General features: G+C 56.2%; 14 protein-coding genes and 1 tRNA gene. 8 read left to right on the plus strand and 7 right to left on the minus strand.

Annotated elements, in window-relative coordinates; all coding sequences use genetic code 11:
- Positions 1-22 precede the first annotated feature (22 nt).
- From pnp to mtr, 5 genes are all read left to right on the plus strand, one after another.
- Entirely contained in the window at positions 23-2,158 is a 2,136-nt protein-coding gene (gene pnp, locus QMG90_RS02520) for a polyribonucleotide nucleotidyltransferase (RefSeq protein ID WP_283282577.1), read from the plus strand.
- Between the two features lie 110 nt (positions 2,159-2,268).
- Positions 2,269-3,153, plus strand: a complete 885-nt coding sequence (nlpI, locus tag QMG90_RS02525; RefSeq protein WP_038162411.1) for a lipoprotein NlpI — start codon at positions 2,269-2,271, stop codon at positions 3,151-3,153.
- Positions 3,154-3,258: 105 nt separating this feature from the next.
- Positions 3,259-3,339, plus strand: a complete 81-nt coding sequence (gene yrbN / locus QMG90_RS02530) for a protein YrbN (RefSeq protein WP_124965724.1) — start codon at positions 3,259-3,261, stop codon at positions 3,337-3,339.
- A complete protein-coding gene (locus QMG90_RS02535; RefSeq protein ID WP_283282578.1) occupies positions 3,332-5,221 on the plus strand; it encodes a DEAD/DEAH family ATP-dependent RNA helicase in 1,890 nt (629 codons plus the stop codon). Before yrbN ends, QMG90_RS02535 begins: the two co-directional genes overlap by 8 nt.
- 148 nt (positions 5,222-5,369) lie before the next feature.
- Entirely contained in the window at positions 5,370-6,614 is a 1,245-nt protein-coding gene (mtr, locus tag QMG90_RS02540) for a tryptophan permease (protein ID WP_283282579.1), read from the plus strand.
- A gap of 39 nt (positions 6,615-6,653) precedes the next feature.
- On the opposite strand, the gene QMG90_RS02545 is transcribed toward mtr, so the two are convergent.
- The gene (locus QMG90_RS02545; RefSeq protein ID WP_283282580.1) at positions 6,654-8,156 is read right to left on the minus strand and encodes a helicase HerA-like C-terminal domain-containing protein; all 1,503 of its coding nucleotides are present in this window, start codon (positions 8,154-8,156) and stop codon (positions 6,654-6,656) included.
- 135 nt (positions 8,157-8,291) lie between these two features.
- Between QMG90_RS02545 and QMG90_RS02550 the strand changes: the two genes are divergently transcribed.
- Positions 8,292-9,929: a dihydroxyacetone kinase subunit DhaK gene (locus QMG90_RS02550; protein ID WP_283282581.1), complete on the plus strand. Its 1,638-nt coding sequence runs from the start codon at positions 8,292-8,294 to the stop codon at positions 9,927-9,929.
- A gap of 40 nt (positions 9,930-9,969) precedes the next feature.
- Here QMG90_RS02550 and QMG90_RS02555 read toward each other — a convergent pair whose 3' ends face one another.
- The 6 genes from QMG90_RS02555 to ahr all read right to left on the minus strand — a co-directional run bounded on the left by QMG90_RS02555 (position 9,970) and on the right by ahr (position 16,106).
- The gene (locus tag QMG90_RS02555; RefSeq protein WP_283282582.1) at positions 9,970-11,289 is read right to left on the minus strand and encodes an ABC transporter substrate-binding protein; all 1,320 of its coding nucleotides are present in this window, start codon (positions 11,287-11,289) and stop codon (positions 9,970-9,972) included.
- The gene (locus tag QMG90_RS02560) at positions 11,282-12,358 is read right to left on the minus strand and encodes an ABC transporter ATP-binding protein (RefSeq protein ID WP_283282583.1); all 1,077 of its coding nucleotides are present in this window, start codon (positions 12,356-12,358) and stop codon (positions 11,282-11,284) included. The genes QMG90_RS02555 and QMG90_RS02560 overlap by 8 nt, the downstream gene beginning before the upstream one ends.
- Before the next feature lie 5 nt (positions 12,359-12,363).
- Complete coding sequence (locus QMG90_RS02565) at positions 12,364-13,188, minus strand: phosphodiesterase (RefSeq protein ID WP_283282584.1); 825 nt, start codon at positions 13,186-13,188, stop codon at positions 12,364-12,366.
- Between the two features lie 11 nt (positions 13,189-13,199).
- Positions 13,200-14,087: a carbohydrate ABC transporter permease gene (locus QMG90_RS02570; protein WP_283282585.1), complete on the minus strand. Its 888-nt coding sequence runs from the start codon at positions 14,085-14,087 to the stop codon at positions 13,200-13,202.
- On the minus strand, positions 14,077-14,958 hold the full coding sequence (locus QMG90_RS02575) for a carbohydrate ABC transporter permease (protein WP_283282586.1): 882 nt from the start codon (positions 14,956-14,958) through the stop codon (positions 14,077-14,079). Before QMG90_RS02575 ends, QMG90_RS02570 begins: the two co-directional genes overlap by 11 nt.
- Before the next feature lie 128 nt (positions 14,959-15,086).
- On the minus strand, positions 15,087-16,106 hold the full coding sequence (ahr, locus tag QMG90_RS02580; protein ID WP_283283867.1) for an NADPH-dependent aldehyde reductase Ahr: 1,020 nt from the start codon (positions 16,104-16,106) through the stop codon (positions 15,087-15,089).
- 221 nt (positions 16,107-16,327) lie between these two features.
- Between ahr and QMG90_RS02585 the strand changes: the two genes are divergently transcribed.
- Positions 16,328-16,412, plus strand: a tRNA-Leu gene (locus tag QMG90_RS02585).
- 198 nt (positions 16,413-16,610) lie between these two features.
- Positions 16,611-17,870 (plus strand): tyrosine-type recombinase/integrase, encoded by a 1,260-nt coding sequence (locus QMG90_RS02590; RefSeq protein ID WP_283282587.1) that lies wholly within the window; start codon positions 16,611-16,613, stop codon positions 17,868-17,870.
- Positions 17,871-17,952 lie beyond the last annotated feature (82 nt).

Genomic DNA, 17,952 nt, shown 5'->3' on the forward strand with positions numbered 1-17,952 from the left:
CAATCAAGTAAAGGATATTATTTTGCTTAATCCGATCGTTCGTAAATTCCAGTACGGCCAACATACCGTAACACTGGAAACCGGCATGATGGCGCGCCAGGCAACGGCCGCTGTGATGGTAAGCATGGATGACACCGCGGTATTCGTTACCGTAGTGGGTCAGAAAAAAGCCAAGCCGGGTCAGGACTTCTTCCCGCTGACCGTAAACTATCAGGAGCGTACTTACGCTGCCGGTAAAATCCCGGGTGGTTTCTTCCGTCGTGAAGGCCGTCCGAGCGAAGGCGAAACGCTGATCGCGCGTCTGATTGACCGCCCGGTTCGCCCGCTGTTCCCGGAAGGTTTCGTTAACGAAGTACAGGTTATTGCGACCGTCGTTTCCGTTAACCCGCAGGTTAACCCGGATATCGTGGCAATGATCGGTGCTTCCGCGGCACTGTCTCTGTCCGGTATTCCGTTCAATGGTCCTATCGGCGCCGCTCGTGTAGGTTACATCAACGACCAGTACGTACTGAACCCGACTCAGGAAGAGCTGAAAACCAGCAAACTGGATCTGGTGGTTGCCGGTACGGAAGCCGCTGTACTGATGGTGGAATCCGAAGCAGAACTGCTGAGCGAAGATCAGATGCTGGGCGCGGTGGTTTATGGCCACGAGCAGCAGCAGATCGTCATTCAGAACATCAACGACCTGGTCAAAGAAGCGGGCAAACCGCGCTGGGACTGGCAGCCGGAAGCGGCAAACGATGCGCTGAACGCACGCGTTGCTGCGCTGGCGGAAGCGCGCCTGAGCGATGCCTACCGCATCACCGACAAGCAGGAACGTTACGCGCAGGTTGACGTGATCAAATCTGAAACCATCGATGCGCTGGTAGCAGAAGACGAAACCCTGGACGCCAACGAGCTGGGTGAAATCCTGCACGCTATCGAGAAAAACGTCGTTCGTAGCCGCGTTCTGGCAGGCGAGCCGCGTATCGATGGCCGTGAAAAAGACATGATCCGTGGTCTGGACGTGCGCACTGGCGTGCTGCCGCGTACTCACGGTTCCGCGCTGTTCACCCGTGGTGAAACACAGGCGCTGGTAACTGCGACTCTGGGTACCGCACGTGATGCGCAGATCATCGACGAACTGATGGGCGAGCGCACTGACAGCTTCCTGTTCCACTACAACTTCCCTCCGTACTCTGTCGGTGAAACCGGCATGGTAGGTTCACCGAAGCGTCGTGAAATTGGTCACGGTCGTCTGGCGAAACGTGGCGTGCTGGCGGTTATGCCGACGATGGATGAATTCCCGTACACCGTTCGTGTGGTCTCTGAAATCACCGAATCTAACGGTTCTTCTTCTATGGCTTCCGTCTGTGGCGCTTCTCTGGCGCTGATGGACGCTGGTGTGCCGGTGAAAGCAGCCGTTGCGGGTATCGCGATGGGTCTGGTGAAAGAAGGCGACAACTTCGTTGTGCTGTCTGACATCCTGGGCGACGAAGACCACCTGGGCGACATGGACTTCAAAGTGGCGGGTTCCCGCGACGGTATCTCTGCCCTGCAGATGGATATCAAAATCGAAGGTATCACCAAAGAGATCATGCAGGTTGCTCTGAACCAGGCTAAAGGTGCGCGTCTGCACATCCTGGGCGTGATGGAACAGGCGATCAACGCGCCGCGTGGCGATATCTCTGAGTTCGCGCCGCGTATCCACACCATCAAGATCAACCCGGACAAGATCAAAGACGTGATCGGTAAAGGCGGTTCCGTGATCCGCGCGCTGACCGACGAAACCGGCACCACCATCGAAATTGAAGATGATGGCACCGTGAAGATCGCAGCGACCGACGGCGACAAAGCGAAACACGCTATCCGTCGTATCGAAGAGATTACGGCCGAAATCGAAGTGGGTCGTATCTACAACGGTAAAGTGACCCGCATCGTCGACTTTGGCGCATTCGTTGCCATCGGTGGCGGTAAAGAAGGTCTGGTACACATCTCTCAGATCGCCGACAAGCGCGTAGAGAAAGTGACCGACTATCTGCAGATGGGTCAGGAAGTGCCGGTGAAAGTACTGGAAGTTGACCGTCAGGGCCGTATCCGTCTGAGCATTAAAGAAGCGACCGAGCAGTCTCAGCCTGCCGCCGCGCCGGAAGCACCGGCAGCGGAACAGGGCGAGTAAGGTTGCCATTTGCCCTCCGCGAAAGCGGAGGGCGTATTGACCCGGCAGGATGCCTGATTTGCAACCGGGGAACAGGACGTTCATCCAATAGTTGTCTTCGGGAGTGGGAAATGAAGCCTTTTTTGCGCTGGTGTTTCGTTGCGACAGCACTCACCCTGGCAGGATGCAGCAACTCTGCCTGGCGTAAGAGTGAAGTCCTCGCGGTACCATTGCAACCGACTTTGCAGCAAGAAGTGATTCTGGCACGCATGGAACAAATTCTTGCCAGTCGGGCTTTAACCGATGACGAACGCGCACAGCTTTTATATGAGCGCGGAGTGTTGTATGATAGTCTCGGTCTGAGGGCCTTAGCGCGAAATGATTTCTCACAAGCGCTGGCAATCCGACCGGATATGCCTGAAGTATTCAATTACTTAGGCATTTATTTAACGCAGGCAGGCAATTTTGATGCTGCCTATGAAGCGTTTGATTCTGTACTTGAGCTTGATCCAACTTACAATTATGCGCATTTAAATCGCGGCATCGCACTGTATTACGGCGGTCGCATTAAGTTAGCGCAAGATGATCTGCTGGCGTTTTATCAAGACGATCCCAATGATCCTTTCCGAAGCCTGTGGCTTTATGTCGTTGAGCGGAAGCTCGACGAAAAGCAGGCGCGCGAAGCACTGAAACAGCGCTTCGACAAATCGGATAAAGAGCAATGGGGATGGAACATTGTCGAGTTCTACCTCGGTGACATTAGCGAACAAACGCTAATGGAAAGACTGAAGGCGGACGCAACGGATAACACCTCGCTCGCTGAGCATCTCAGTGAAACCAACTTCTATTTAGGTAAGTACTACCTAAGTCTGGGGGACATGGACAGCGCTACGGCACTGTTCAAACTGGCGGTGGCTAACAACGTTCATAACTTTGTTGAGCACCGATACGCATTGTTGGAATTATCGCTCCTGGGCCAGGAGCAAGATGACCTGGCAGAATCGGACCAGCAATAGCTGACGAACATATCAGCCCAAAGTCTTTTTGATTGCCATCACCTTCGCGGGTGAGGGCTTTATTGTTCGTTAATTCAACTAATTTGAGCCGGTTCACACTTTTCAATGAAAATTGCCGTAAGTTTTCACGATGAGTTATGTAGACTGGCCGCCATTCATATTGAGGCACACGTACTACATGGCTGAATTCGAAACCACTTTTGCAGATCTGGGTCTTAAGGCTCCTATCCTCGAAGCACTCAACGATCTGGGTTACGAAAAACCATCCCCGATCCAGGCGGAATGTATTCCGCACCTGTTGGGCGGCCGCGATGTTCTGGGTATGGCCCAGACTGGTAGCGGCAAAACCGCAGCGTTCTCTTTGCCGCTGCTTAATAATCTTGATCCGGAACTGAAAGCACCGCAAATCCTGGTGCTGGCGCCGACCCGCGAACTGGCGGTTCAGGTCGCTGAAGCAATGACGGATTTCTCTAAACATATGCGCGGCGTAAACGTGGTTGCCCTGTACGGCGGCCAGCGTTATGACGTGCAGTTACGCGCCCTGCGTCAGGGGCCGCAGATTGTCGTCGGTACGCCGGGTCGTCTGCTGGATCACCTGAAACGCGGTACCCTGGATCTCTCTAAACTGAGCGGTCTGGTACTGGATGAAGCTGACGAAATGCTGCGCATGGGCTTCATCGAAGACGTAGAAACTATTATGGCGGAGATCCCGGAAGGTCATCAGACCGCGCTGTTCTCCGCAACGATGCCGGAAGCTATCCGTCGCATTACCCGCCGCTTCATGAAAGAGCCGCAGGAAGTGCGCATTCAGTCCAGCGTCACCACCCGTCCTGACATCAGCCAGAGCTACTGGACTGTCTGGGGCATGCGTAAAAACGAAGCGCTGGTGCGTTTCCTGGAAGCGGAAGACTTTGATGCGGCGATTATCTTCGTTCGTACCAAAAACGCGACCCTGGAAGTAGCAGAAGCCCTTGAGCGTAGCGGCTACAACAGCGCAGCGCTGAATGGCGACATGAACCAGTCTCTGCGTGAGCAGACCCTGGATCGCCTGAAAGATGGTCGTCTGGATATTCTGATCGCGACAGACGTTGCGGCCCGTGGCCTGGACGTTGAGCGTATCAGCCTGGTGGTTAACTACGATATCCCGATGGATACCGAGTCTTACGTTCACCGTATCGGCCGTACCGGTCGTGCGGGTCGTGCTGGCCGCGCGTTGCTGTTCGTTGAGAACCGCGAGCGTCGTCTGCTGCGCAACATCGAACGTCTGATGAAGCTGACCATTCCGGAAGTGGAACTGCCGAACGCAGAACTGCTGGGCAAACGCCGTCTGGAAAAATTCGCGGCGAAAGTTCAGCAGCAGCTGGAAAGCAGCGATCTGGATCAGTATCGTAACCTGCTCGGCAAACTGCAGCCGGAAGGTCAGGAACTGGATATGGAAACGCTGGCCGCTGCATTGCTGAAAATGGCGCAGGGCGAACGTCCGCTGATCCTGCCGCCAGATGCGCCGATGCGTCCGAAGCGTGAGTTCCGTGACCGTGACGATCGCTTTGAGCGTCGTGGCGACCGTAACGATCGTAATGATCGTGGTCCGCGTGAAGATCGTCCGCGTCGCGAGCGTCGTGATGTGGGTGATATGGAGCTGTACCGCATTGAAGTGGGCCGTGATGATGGTGTTGAAGTTCGTCATATCGTGGGTGCTATCGCCAACGAAGGCGACATCAGCAGCCGTTACATTGGCAACATTAAGCTGTTTGCGTCTCACTCCACCATCGAGCTGCCGAAAGGGATGCCGGGCGAAGTGCTGCAGCACTTTACGCGTACCCGCATTCTGAACAAGCCGATGAACATGCAGCTGCTGGGCGACGCGCAACCGCGTACCGATCGCGGCGGTGAACGTCGTGGCGGTGGTCGTGGTTTCGGTGGCGAGCGTCGTGAAGGCGGTCGTACTGAAGGTCGTCGCTTCTCTGGCGAACGTCGCGAAGGCGGCCGTAGCTTTGGTGGCGAGCGCCGCGAAGGTCGCGCACCGCGTCGTGATGATAACGGCAGCAGCCGCCGTCGTGACGCGTAATCACCGCGTAAAAAACTACGTTCACTGACGTAAAGTAATATATACAGCCCCGATCCAGGTGATTGGGGCTTTTTTTATTCCATTTGTACTCGTGTACTGGTACAGTGCGTCACGTTATCAGATCACCGTTTTTCTGGAGAAGGCTCGCATGGCGACACTCACTACCACAGCAACCCGACCGTCACTGTTTGGCGGCGTGGTCATCATCGGCGGAACGATTATCGGGGCGGGCATGTTCTCCCTGCCTGTCGTAATGTCCGGTGCGTGGTTTTTCTGGTCGCTGGCGGCGCTGCTCTTTACCTGGTTCTGTATGCTGCATTCCGGGCTGATGATCCTCGAGGCCAACCTCAACTACCGCATCGGCTCCAGCTTCGACACCATCACCAAAGATCTGCTCGGCAAGGGCTGGAACGTGGTGAACGGGATCTCGATCGCGTTCGTGCTCTACATTCTGACCTACGCCTATATCTCGGCGAGCGGCTCGATTCTGCATCACACCTTTAGCGAGCTGTCGCTGAACGTGCCTGCCCGTGCCGCCGGGTTTGGTTTTGCCCTGCTGGTGGCGCTGGTCGTCTGGATCAGCACCAAAGCCGTCAGCCGCATGACCGCGATTGTGCTCGGTGCCAAAGTTATTACCTTTTTCCTCACCTTTGGCAGTCTACTGGGGCATGTACAACCTGCAACACTGCTGAATGTTGCGGAGCCGAATACGTCATACCTGCCGTATCTACTGATGACGCTACCGTTCTGTCTGGCGTCGTTTGGCTATCACGGCAACGTACCGAGCCTGATGAAATATTACGGCAAAGATCCCCGTACCATCACCCGCTGCCTGATTTACGGTACGCTGCTGGCGCTGGGGCTGTATGTGATCTGGTTGCTGGGCACGATGGGCAACATTCCTCGCCCGGAGTTTATCGGCATTGCGCAGAAGGGCGGCAACATTGATGTGCTGGTGCAGGCGCTGAGCGGCGTGCTGAACAGCCGTAGCCTTGATGTGCTGTTGGTGGTGTTCTCCAACTTTGCGGTGGCAAGCTCATTCCTTGGCGTGACGCTGGGCCTGTTTGATTACCTGGCGGATCTGTTTGGCTTTGATGATTCAGCGATGGGGCGTTTCAAAACCGCGCTGCTGACTTTCCTGCCACCGGTAGCTGGCGGTCTGCTGTGGCCGAACGGTTTCCTGTACGCCATTGGCTATGCAGGGCTGGCGGCGACGATCTGGGCAGCGATTGTTCCGGCGCTGCTGGCGAACGCATCCCGTAAGCGCTTTGGCAGCCCGCAGTTCCGCGTCTGGGGCGGCAAGCCGATGATTGCGCTGATCCTGTTGTTCGGCGTCGGTAACGCCGTGGTGCATCTGTTGTCGAGCTTTAATCTGCTGCCGGTTTATCAGTAACCGAAATCGCGCTCCCCACCGGGGAGCGCGGTGTTAGCACTACCGGCGTCTTCCGCCTAACAAACTTCCCAGCACGCCACGCACAATCTGGTTCGTCACCTGACGCGCCGCGCTTTTCGCCATGGTCTGCACCACGCCGTCTCGCTTGCCACCACGTGGCCCGGTAGTCCCGAAGAGAATATCCTTCAGACCGCCGAGAATGCCGTCATCAACTTCCACGTTATTGCCTTTAGCCGGTGGCGCGCTCTGTGCTTCTGTCGCCACCTGAACGCCTTTTTGCAGCATCTCAAAGGCGGATTCACGATCGACGTCATCTTCGTATTTGCCGTACATTGGCGAGTTGTTGATAAGCCCGTTGCGCTCATCATCCGTCACTGGCCCCATTCGCGAGCAGGGGGCGATTACCATCGCGCGCTCCACCACTGACGGGCTGCCTTTTTCGTCGAGGAAGGAGATCAGCGCTTCGCCGGTGCCCAGCTCCTGAATGGCTTTCTCGGTATCAAACGCCGGGTTGGCGCGCATGGTTTCCGCTGCGGCTTTCACCGCTTTCTGATCTTTCGGCGTAAAGGCGCGCAGCGCATGCTGAACGCGGTTACCCAGTTGCCCGAGCACCTTGTCCGGCACGTCGGACGGGTTTTGCGACACAAAATACACGCCGACCCCTTTTGAACGGATCAGGCGGATCACCTGTTCGACTTTATCCAGCAGAACGTCAGGCGCGTCGCTGAATAGCAGATGCGCTTCATCGAAGAAGAACACCAGTTTCGGTTTTTCGAGATCACCCGCTTCCGGCAGTTGTTCATACAGTTCGGAGAGCATCCACAGCAGGCTGGCGGCGTAGAGTTTCGGCATCTGGTAGAGCTTTTCCGCGCTGAGGATGTTGATGATCCCCTTGCCGTTGCTGTCAGTACGCATCCAGTCTTTGATGTCGAGCATCGGCTCGCCGAAGAAGTGTTCCGCACCTTGTTGCTCCAGCGTCAGTAGCCCACGCTGAATAGCGCCCACCGACGCGCTGCTGATGTTGCCGTACTGGTTCTGGAAGCCTTTGGCGTTATCGCCGATGTACTGCGTAATGGCGCGCAGATCTTTGAAATCGAGCAGCAGCAGGCCCTGGTCATCAGCAATCTGGAAAATAATGTTCAGCACGCCGGATTGCACTTCATTAAGGTTCAGCAACCGGGCGAGCAGCAACGGTCCCAGGTCAGAAACGGTGGCGCGCACCGGGTGGCCTTTTTCGCTGAAGATATCCCATAGCACCACCGGATTATCATGAGGATCCCAGTTGGTCGCGCCAATCTTTTTGAGTCGCTCCTGTAACTTTTCTGACGATTGCCCCGCTTTAGCGACGCCGGTCAGGTCGCCTTTCACGTCGGCCATAAAGACCGGAACGCCAATCTCCGAAAAGGATTCCGCCAGCTTCTGCAGGGTGACGGTTTTGCCGGTCCCCGTCGCACCGGTAATCAGTCCATGCCGGTTCGCCATGCCTGGCAACAAAAACAGCTCTTTATCGATGGTACGCGCTATTAACAAGGGTGCGCTCATGATTCTTCCTCCATTGGTCCTGCGAGCAGTATAGGCAACCTGACGCCAAAGCGACTCAGTAAATTCTGCACTTTGCGGCGTATTATCCAGTGCGAACTATGCTTTGCATACGGTTTACTTTTTTTTTGGGAAATTATGTCCAGATTCTTTTTTAATGACCGCAAACAGCTGGTTAATGATGCCATTGAAGGTTTAGTGTTGTCTGCGCCGCATGGCAATCTTGTGAAGCTGGATATTGATCCGGCGATTCGTATCGTCGCGCGCGGCGACTGGGATAAATCCCGCGTGGCGGTGATTTCTGGCGGCGGTTCGGGGCACGAGCCTGCACACGCCGGGTTCGTCGGCAAAGGGATGCTGACCGCTGCGGTGTGTGGCGATCTGTTTGCTTCGCCGAGTGTCGACGCGGTGCTGAATGCCATCGTGGCGGTGACCGGCGATCGCGGCTGCCTGTTGATTGTGAAAAACTATACCGGCGATCGCCTTAACTTTGGTCTCGCGGCAGAGAAAGCGAAACGCTACGGCCTGAAGGTGGAAATGGTGATCGTCGCCGACGACATCGCGCTGCCGGACAACAAACAGCCGCGCGGCATTGCCGGTACAGCGCTGGTGCATAAAATCGCCGGTTACGCCGCCGAACAGGGCAAATCGCTGTGCGAAGTACGCGACATCGCCCAACAGGCCTGTAACAGTGTGTTCAGCCTCGGTGTGGCGATGGAAATCTGCAATCTGCCGGGCAGCGAGGATGACGAAAGCCGCATCAGGCACGGACAGGTTGAGCTGGGACTGGGGATCCACGGCGAGCCGGGTGCGTCCACCGTCGACAGCCACAACAGCAAAACGATCATTGATACGCTGGTGGAACCGCTGAAAGAAAAAGTGGGCGAGGCGCGCGTCGCGGTACTGATTAACAACCTCGGCGGCGTGTCGGCGCTGGAGATGGCGCTGCTGACGAAAGAGCTGGCGCACTCGGCGCTGAAAGATCAACTGGCGTACCTGATTGGCCCGGCGCCGCTGGTCAGTTCCCTCGACATGAAAGGCTTTTCGCTGTCGCTGCTGACGTTGAATCCCGTCTTTGAAGCGGCGCTAAAAGAAGAGGTTGAAACCGTCGGCTGGCAGAAACCCGTTGCCTTCGCGCCGTTGAAGACGCTGAAGCACGGTAAAATTCACGACAGCGTGGAAGCGACGCCGTCTGACAACCCGCGCGTGAAAGCGCTGGTAGCGACGGCAACACAGACGCTGATCAGCCTCGAAAACCGGCTGAACGCGCTCGATGCGAAAGTCGGTGACGGCGATACCGGTTCCACCTTTGCTGAAGGCGCGCGTGAAATCGCGCAGTTACTGGCGCAGAACAAACTGCCGCTGAATAACACTGCGCAACTGCTCCAGTTGACCGGCGAACGGCTGGCTACGGTGATGGGCGGCTCCAGTGGCGTGTTGATGTCTATCTTCTTCACGGCGGCGGGGCAGTCGGTGCAGGATGGCAAAGCATTGCCGGATGCGCTGCTGAACGGCCTGAAGCAGATGAAACATTACGGCGGCGCAGATCTCGGCGATCGCACGTTGATCGACGCACTCCAGCCCGCGCTGGAAGCGTTGCGCGACAGTGATCTCAGCGCGGCCATCACCGCGGCGAAACAGGGCGCAGCACGCACGGCGACGATGCAAAAAGCAGGTGCCGGACGTTCGTCCTACGTGAATAAACAGAATCTCGACGGCGTGACCGACCCGGGGGCAGTGGCGATTGCGGAGGTGTTTGCGGCGATCGGGCAATAACGTTCTGGCGCCTTCACTCAGCATGAAGGCGCCAGTGATATTACTTCACTTCCGCCAGCGTGGTTTTCTCAACGTATGGCTTCATCAGCGTGTCGGCTTCCTGCTGAGCGGCCTTGGCGGCCGCTTCCGGCGTGACTTTCTGGTCGTTAACCACAGCGGCCAGCTGGTTTTCCATCGCCTTACGGACTGCCACGGTTTCATAAGTGGAGTACCACGGATGCGCGTATTTCAGCTGTTCCAGCGCGATTGCCGCGCGCGGATCTTTTTGCAGATACGCTTTCATCTCCGGCGTATCGTACGAGGCTTTGCGCGGTGAGAAGTAGCCGGTAAAGCGGCTCCACTCGCCGTTAACCTGCGGGCTGATAAGCCAGGTCAGGAACTGATACGCGGCTTTTTTCTGTGCGTCGGAAATGCCTTTGAAGCTCACCAGGCTGGCGCCGCCAATCGGTACCGCACGCTGTTCTTTGGCCGGCATCATTGCCACACCCAGCTCGAAGTCTTTCGCGTTTTCGCGCATAAAGCCCAGCGCGCCGGTGCTCAGCATCGCCATGCCGACTTTACCGGAGAAAAACGCGGCGCTGATCTGCTTAGAGTTCAGCACGCCGGACGGCATCACTTTGTCTTTGTAGATCAAATCCTGCCAGAAGCGCAGCGCGCCGATGGTGGACGGCGCGTCGTAATAGACTTCGCCAGGGTAGTCTTCGTTAAAGTATTTACCGCCGTTGGCGCGAACCAGTGAAGAGAAGATCCAGCCGCCGTAGTCGTCATTCGTTGACGGCAGCATGATCCCCCACTGGCCTTTGCTCTCATCAGTCAGCTTTTTCGCTGCCGCCAGCAGTTCCGTCCAGGTTTGCGGCTCTTTAAGACCAGCCTGGTCGAACAGGGTTTTGTTGTAATAGAGGATCGGCGTTGAGTTATGGAACGGAATGGCATAGGTCACGCCCATCACCTGCGCGTTTTTATGCATCGCCGGAAAGAACTCGTTCAGCAGGAAAGGGCCCGCTTTTTGATTGCCGAATTTGAACAGCTCGTCCATCGGCAGAATTTCGTCTTTCAGCGCCAGGTCGGTGGTGAAGTTAGCGGACATGATCACCAGTGCGGGCGGCTGCCCGGCTTTTTGTGCGGATTCCGCTTTGATTTTGGTGGTGTCGTAGTTGCCGGTGAAAATGCCACGGACTTCTACATCCTGCTGTGAGTCGTTAAAGACTTTAATGACGCGGGTCATTTCCTTTGTCAGCTGACCGTCGACCGGCGCCGGGAACATAAAATCGATTTGTTCTTTTGCCAGCGCCGTACCGCTAAAAGCGAGTACAACGCTGACGGTGAGCGCCTGCAACTTCTGTTTCAGGGGCTTAAGCATGATGGTCAATCTCCTGGAGTAAGTTGTGCTGTTTCTCAGCATGAAAAAGATGAATATCCGACGGCGAAAAGCCGAGGGTAAGGGTGTCTCCCTTGTCAGGCACTGCACCGCGGTGGCGGCGGCTGTAACGCAACGTACCGACAGGGGTGCTGACGTGGAGCAGGTAATCGGCTCCCATCAGTTCTCGTTGCATCACCGTTGCGGGCAGAACGAGCTGGTCGCCCGTAGGGTGATCGGTAATGTGTTCCGGGCGCACGCCCAGCCAGACACGCGTTTCCTCGCGGGAGAGCGGCGGCAGCGGGTGCGTCACTTCGCCGAGCTGTACCTGGCCTTCCGCGCAGGGCAGCAGCACCAGGTTCATTGCCGGGGAGCCGATAAACCCGGCAACGAAGAGATTCGCCGGACTGGCGTAGAGATGTTCCGGCTTGCCCACCTGCTGCACGTAACCGTTGTTCATCACTACGATGCGGTCAGCCATCGACATTGCTTCGGTTTGATCGTGGGTCACGTAGATGGTGCTGGTTTTGAGCTGCTGGTGCAGCGCCATAATGCTGTCGCGCACTTCGCTGCGCAGACGTGCGTCGAGGTTGGAGAGCGGTTCGTCCATCAGAAAAAGCCGCGGATTACGCACAATCGCCCGCGCCATCGCCACGCGCTGGCGTTGACCGCCGGAGAGCTTCGCCGGTTTGCGATCGAGCAGTTCCTCCAGCTGCAGCATCTGCGCGACCCGTTCAAGGCGCGGCTGCCAGCTGGCTTTCTCCTCTTTGCGGATCTTCATGCCGAAGGTGATGTTGTCGCGCACCGACAGGTGCGGAAACAGGGCGTAGTTCTGGAAAATCATCGCGAAGTTGCGCTCGCGCGGCGACAGCGACGTGATGTTTTCGTCGTTGAGCCAGATTTCACCGTCACTCACCGCTTCCAGCCCGGCGAGCAGGCGCAGCAGCGTACTTTTACCGCAGCCGGACGGCCCGACCAGCACCACAAATTCCCCTTCGCCAATGTCCAGTGACAGCGCATTCAACGCCGGTTTCCCGTCGAATTCCTTACTGATATTGTTCAGGCTCAACATGGTGATTAACGCTCTTGCGTCGGGCAACTGGTGTTCTCGTCATACAGCCACGGCCCGGCGTAGTGCGCCAGCGAGTGCTGATAGCTGACCCACTGTTCATCCACCTGGCGGTGCATCACGCACGACGACGGCGACATGTCGTAATACGGGCGCGTGTCTTCATGGTGGAACGGCACCTGATGGACGGTGGCGGGCACGGTGGCAATCGTCGCCTGACGGTATTGCGTCAGGGTCAGGTTATGGTTATGACCGCAGAAGATGCGCACCAGCGACGGGAAACGCTCCACCAGCGCCAGCAGGCGATGGCCGTTTTCACAGGCAATAGGGTCCATCTGGGCGTTACCCAGCGGCAGCGGTGGGTGATGCATAAACACGGCAGCAGGTTTGTCGCCGCCTTCAAACAACTGCGCTTCCAGCCATTCGAGAGTCTCTTCCGTCAGCCAGCCTTTGGAATGACCCGGCAGGCTGGAATCGATAAACAACAGGCGGGTGGCGAAGTCATCTACCGCGTAGCGCATGTTCTGCGGATCATTACCCAGTTGCGGGCACAGCGGTTGCAGATACTCCAGGAACAGAGCTTTGTCATCATGATTGCCGGGGATCAGCAACAGCGGATAATGCAGCGCGCCGAGCGTCTGGCGGGCGACAAGGTACTCTTCCGGGCGACCGCAGTTGACGATATCGCCGCTGACGACGACCGCGTCCGGGCGTTCACGCAGGGCGTTGAGCTGCGCCACCACGTCGGCATTACCGGCGTTGACGTCGATAAAACCATACAGTTTCTGGCCCTGGCTACGGAAATGGGTATCGGAAATATGCGCTAACAGCATGAAAAAACTCCTTATTTTATGCCTGAAAAACCGAAGCTTCGCAGGAACTGTTTCTGAAATGCGATAAAAGCGATCATCAGCGGCAAGCAGACCATCAGCGTCCCGGCGCCGATCATTCCCCACTGCCCGCCGGATTCTGCGCCCATGGCGAAGGAAACCAGTCCGACGGTTAACACCTGTTTGTCCGGATCGTTGAGCATCATCAACGGCCACAAATATTCGTTCCAGTGATAGGTAATGCTCACGGTGGCGAAGGCCAGCACCGACGGCCACGACATCGGCAGCAGCACGCGATACAGCACCTGCCACCAGCGGCATCCCTCCATCAGCGCCGCTTCTTCCAGCTCTTTCGGAATGGCGAGGAACGCCTGACGCATCAGGAACACGCCAAACGCCGATGCGAAATAGGGCATCATCACGCCAGTCAATGTATTGAGCAGCCCGAAGGTTTTCAGCGTCATCATGTTCGGCACCATCATCACCACCGGCATGATCATCAGTTGCACGAGAAACAGCAGGAACAGCGTCTGTTTGCCGCGAAACTCATGGCAGGCAAAGACGTACCCGGCGGTGGTGATGGTCAGTAATTGCACGGCAAAGGTGCCGAACGCGAAGATAAGGGTGTTGGCGTACAGGCTCAGCCAGTTTGCGCTGTCCCAGGCATCGCTGAAGTTGTCGAGGGTCAGCGGGAAACGCGGCAGCACCGAGGCCATTCCCTCGCCAAAGGTGCTGGCGCTAAAGGCCGACGACAGCATCCACAGGAACGGGCTTATCCACAGCAGCGCCATGCAACTCATCAGCACGCTGAGGGTGACGCTTTTCGAACGGCGCAGACGCAACCACAGCGGGCGCGAGGCGTTTTGCGTGCGGGTGATGGCTGGCGAGATCTCAACGCTCATGGTGCGCACCTCGTTCCAGTAATTTCAGGTTAATGAAGGAGAAAGCAAACAGCCCAGCCAGCGTCAGGAACGTGGCGGCGGAGGCTTTGCCGAGATCGTGGGTATCCCACGCCAGATTCTGGATGTAATAGAGCAGCACGCTGGTGGCGTTGTCCGGCCCGCCGCGCGTCATCACCGCGACATGGTCAATCTGCGTAATGGAGTAGATGAGTGCCGTGGTAACCACAAAACTCAGCGTCGGGCGCAGCAACGGCAGCGTCACTTTGAAAAAGATCTGCGTCGGTGTGGCACCTTCCATCATCGCCGCTTCGCGCGCCGAAACCGGAATGCTCTGCAACCCGGCGAGGAAAAATAGCATGTAATAGCCGGCGAATTTCCACACACCAATCAGCGCCAGTGCATACAGCGCGCTGTTGCTGCGACCAAGCCAGTTGTTGTTCATCGGCCCGAACAGCTTCGCCAGATAGTAATCCAGCATCCCCATGCCAGGCATAAAGATGAACAGCCACAGCGCCGCAGCGCTGACCATCGGGATAATCATTGGAAAGAAGAAGGCAGTACGTAGCCAGCGGTTAACGCGGTGGTTTTCCCACAACGCGACGGCCAACAGCAACGCCAGCGCCACGCCGGGCACCACCGTCAGCAGGATATAAATCAGGTTGTTCACCAGCGACTGCCAGAAGACGGCGTCTTCAAACAGGCGGATGAAATTGCCCAGGCCGACGTACGGTGCCGCGTCGCCCGCCATGCGGGTATCGAACAGGCTGTCGTACACCGAACGCACCAGCGGAAAATAGGTAAACAGCAGTAAAAACAGCAGGGAAGGCGACAGAATAAGCCAGGGAAGCCAGGTTTTTTTCGTCATCATCATCGGGCTCGCTAAGGCGTTTCAAAGCGACCCAGTCTGGAAAAGATTTACTGCAAATGAATGGCGGTAAGATGATGATTTTATGAACAGGACGATTTTTGGCCCTCTCAGGGGATAGAGGGCCGGAGGGATCAGAAATCCGCTTTCAGCACCACGCGATAGCGCGCTTTGCCATCACGAAGGTGTTGCAGGGCGTCGTTGATTTTAGACATCGGGAACAGTTGCGTCGTTGGTGTCACGCCGCTGCGCCCGGCAAACTTCATCAGCTTACGCAGTTCGGACGGGTTGCCCGTCGCCGAACCGGAGACGCTGCGATCGCCCGCAATCAGCGTAAACGCCGGAACCGACAGCGGTTTGAGCACCGCGCCGACGGTATGGAAATTGCCGCCATAGGTCAGCGCTTCGAAGTACGGCTGCCAGTCGAGGTCAACGTTGACGGTATTGATGATCAGATCATACTGACCCGCCAGCGCCTGTAACGCGGCCGCATCACGGCTGTTGACCACCTTATCGGCCCCCATCGCGCGCACTTCCTGCTCTTTCGCCGGATTTGAGCTGAACGCCGTCACTTCCGCGCCCATAGCATGCAGCAGTTTAATGGCGATATGGCCCAGCCCGCCGATACCGATCACCCCCACGCGGCTGGTGGCTGTGACGTGATGCATCAGCAGCGGTTTAAAGACAGTGATACCGCCGCACAGCATCGGCCCGGCGCTTTCGATATCAATGTTTTCCGGCAGCGGGATCACCCATTGCCAGTCAGCGCGCAGCTTATCGGCAAAACCACCACGATTGATGATGGTCGGCACCGCGCCTTCCAGGCAGTTGATTTGATTACCGCTGATACAGGCATCGCAATGACCACAGCTACGCGCCGTCCAGCCCACGCCCACGCGCTGCCCGACTTTCAGCCCTTTACCCTGCGCCGCGCTGCCGAGCGCCACTACGCGACCAATCACCTCGTGGCCCGCCACCAGCGGATACTGCGACATACCCCATTCGTTATCGATCATCGACAGATCCGAATGGCAGATCCCGCAGTAATCCACCTGCACTTCCACATCTTCCGGCGTCAGTTCACCCGCGTCGTACTCCCACACTTCCAGATCGGCACCCGCTTGTTTCGCGGCATAGCTTTTTATAATCGTCATCATGCTTTCCCGTTGTTGGTGTTGAACAGGAAGTGTAGAGCAAGTGCGAAGCAGGCGCTTTGGCAGAAGGAGGCATGGGGGTAGGGTAAAAATGTGACTGCGCCAACGCTAACGTACTGAGGCGATGAATTTTTCATCACTTAACGGCGGGAAGCCGCATCGTCGCTTGCATGGGCGCGTGTGACAGGTATAATCCATCACGTTTCCGCATCCCCTTCCGTGCCGGAGTGGCGAAATCGGTAGACGCAGTTGATTCAAAATCAACCGTAGAAATACGTGCCGGTTCGAGTCCGGCCTTCGGCACCATCGGAACATCAATAGACGTCAACGGACGTCTTTTTTTGTGCCTGAAATCCAGTATCCGCAAGGCTTTCCTCGCTTTTTCGCTCAACCTAAGTCAACCTGATTCAATCTACATCAACTTACTGATGCGGGTACAACTGCGGGTATATCCCGGTTCGATAATGTTTGTACCCACACAGGACCCTTGAAAGGATACTCATCATGGCTCTGAGTGATGTGAAGGTTCGTTCGGCTAAGCCTGAAGCAAAAGCCTATAAACTTACTGACGGTGAAGGCATGGTTTTGCTGGTTCACCCTAACGGTTCAAAATATTGGCGGCTTCGTTATCGTTTTGGTGGTAAGGAGAAGATGCTGGCGCTTGGGAAATACCCTGAGGTTTCGCTGGCGGATGCCAGGGCTCGCCGGGATGAGGCCCGTAAACTATTAGCTAATGGCGTCGATCCTAGTGAGAGCAAGAAAGCCGTTAAGGTAGAGCAGGAGCAAGAGGCGATAACGTTTGAAGTGGTCGCCAGAGACTGGCATGCCAGTAATCAGAAATGGTCTTCAGCGCATAGCGCTCGTGTATTAAAAAGTCTCGAAGATAATCTCTTTGCTGTCATCGGTAAGCGGAACATTACGGAACTGAAGACACGAGATCTGCTTGTCCCCATCAAAGCGGTAGAGTCATCCGGGCGTCTTGAAGTCGCCGCTCGTTTACAGCAGCGGACTACTGCGATTATGCGCTTTGCCGTTCAGAGCGGATTAATCGACTACAACCCTGCGCAAGAAATTGCCGGTGCGGTTGCTACTGCTAAAAGACAGCATCGTGCGGCTCTGGAGCTTAATCGCATCCCTGAATTACTACGCCGCATTGATCATTACTCTGGCAGGCCGTTAACTCGACTGGCTGTAGAACTCACGTTGTTAGTTTTCATCCGTTCAAGCGAACTGCGCTTTGCCCGTTGGTCAGAAGTGGATTTTGAAACGGCCATGTGGACGATTCCAGGTGAGCGTGAACCGCTGGAAGGTGTAAAGCATTCTCAGCGTGGTTCGAAGATGAAGACTCCTCATCTTGTTCCTTTGTCGCGGCAAGCCTTAGCCATTCTGGAAAAGATCAAAAGCATGAATGGGAATCGAGAGCTGATTTTCGTAGGCGATCACGATCCGCGTAAGCCGATGAGTGAGAATACGGTGAACAAAGCTCTTCGAGTGATGGGCTATGACACAAAAACGGAAGTCTGTGGGCATGGGTTCAGGGCGATGGCGTGTAGTTCGCTGATTGAGTCGGGGCTGTGGTCGAGGGATGCGGTGGAGCGGCAGATGAGCCATCAGGAGCGTAGCTCTGTTCGGGCAGCTTACATCCATAAGGCGGAGCATTTGGGAGAGAGGAGGCTGATGCTGCAGTGGTGGGCGGATTATCTGGATGCGAACCGGGAGAAGGGGGTTAGCCCGTTTGATTTTGGAAAGGTAATTGCTAATTAGGCTCATATAGTGCCATTTTTTCGTTTGGCTTTATTGAAAAGCCTCACATAAATATTTTTCTTTACACTGGGTTATAAAGCCA

It is taken from the genome of Trabulsiella odontotermitis, from assembly GCF_030053895.1.
GTDB lineage: Bacteria > Pseudomonadota > Gammaproteobacteria > Enterobacterales > Enterobacteriaceae > Trabulsiella > Trabulsiella odontotermitis_C.

Bases quoted from the DNA above. Each gene is read 5' to 3' on its own strand.
- nlpI (WP_038162411.1), top strand. From the start codon at position 2,269: ATGAAGCCTTTTTTGCGCTGGTGTTTCGTTGCGACAGCACTCACCCTG.
- QMG90_RS02535 (WP_283282578.1), top strand. From the start codon at position 3,332: ATGGCTGAATTCGAAACCACTTTTGCAGATCTGGGTCTTAAGGCTCCT.
- QMG90_RS02570 (WP_283282585.1), bottom strand. From the start codon at position 14,087: ATGAGCGTTGAGATCTCGCCAGCCATCACCCGCACGCAAAACGCCTCG.
- QMG90_RS02590 (WP_283282587.1), top strand. From the start codon at position 16,611: ATGGCTCTGAGTGATGTGAAGGTTCGTTCGGCTAAGCCTGAAGCAAAA.
- yrbN (WP_124965724.1), top strand. From the start codon at position 3,259: ATGAAAATTGCCGTAAGTTTTCACGATGAGTTATGTAGACTGGCCGCC.
- QMG90_RS02565 (WP_283282584.1), bottom strand. From the start codon at position 13,188: ATGCTGTTAGCGCATATTTCCGATACCCATTTCCGTAGCCAGGGCCAG.
- QMG90_RS02555 (WP_283282582.1), bottom strand. From the start codon at position 11,289: ATGCTTAAGCCCCTGAAACAGAAGTTGCAGGCGCTCACCGTCAGCGTT.
- QMG90_RS02550 (WP_283282581.1), top strand. From the start codon at position 8,292: ATGTCCAGATTCTTTTTTAATGACCGCAAACAGCTGGTTAATGATGCC.
- mtr (WP_283282579.1), top strand. From the start codon at position 5,370: ATGGCGACACTCACTACCACAGCAACCCGACCGTCACTGTTTGGCGGC.
- ahr (WP_283283867.1), bottom strand. From the start codon at position 16,106: ATGACGATTATAAAAAGCTATGCCGCGAAACAAGCGGGTGCCGATCTG.
- QMG90_RS02545 (WP_283282580.1), bottom strand. From the start codon at position 8,156: ATGAGCGCACCCTTGTTAATAGCGCGTACCATCGATAAAGAGCTGTTT.
- QMG90_RS02575 (WP_283282586.1), bottom strand. From the start codon at position 14,958: ATGATGATGACGAAAAAAACCTGGCTTCCCTGGCTTATTCTGTCGCCT.
- QMG90_RS02560 (WP_283282583.1), bottom strand. From the start codon at position 12,358: ATGTTGAGCCTGAACAATATCAGTAAGGAATTCGACGGGAAACCGGCG.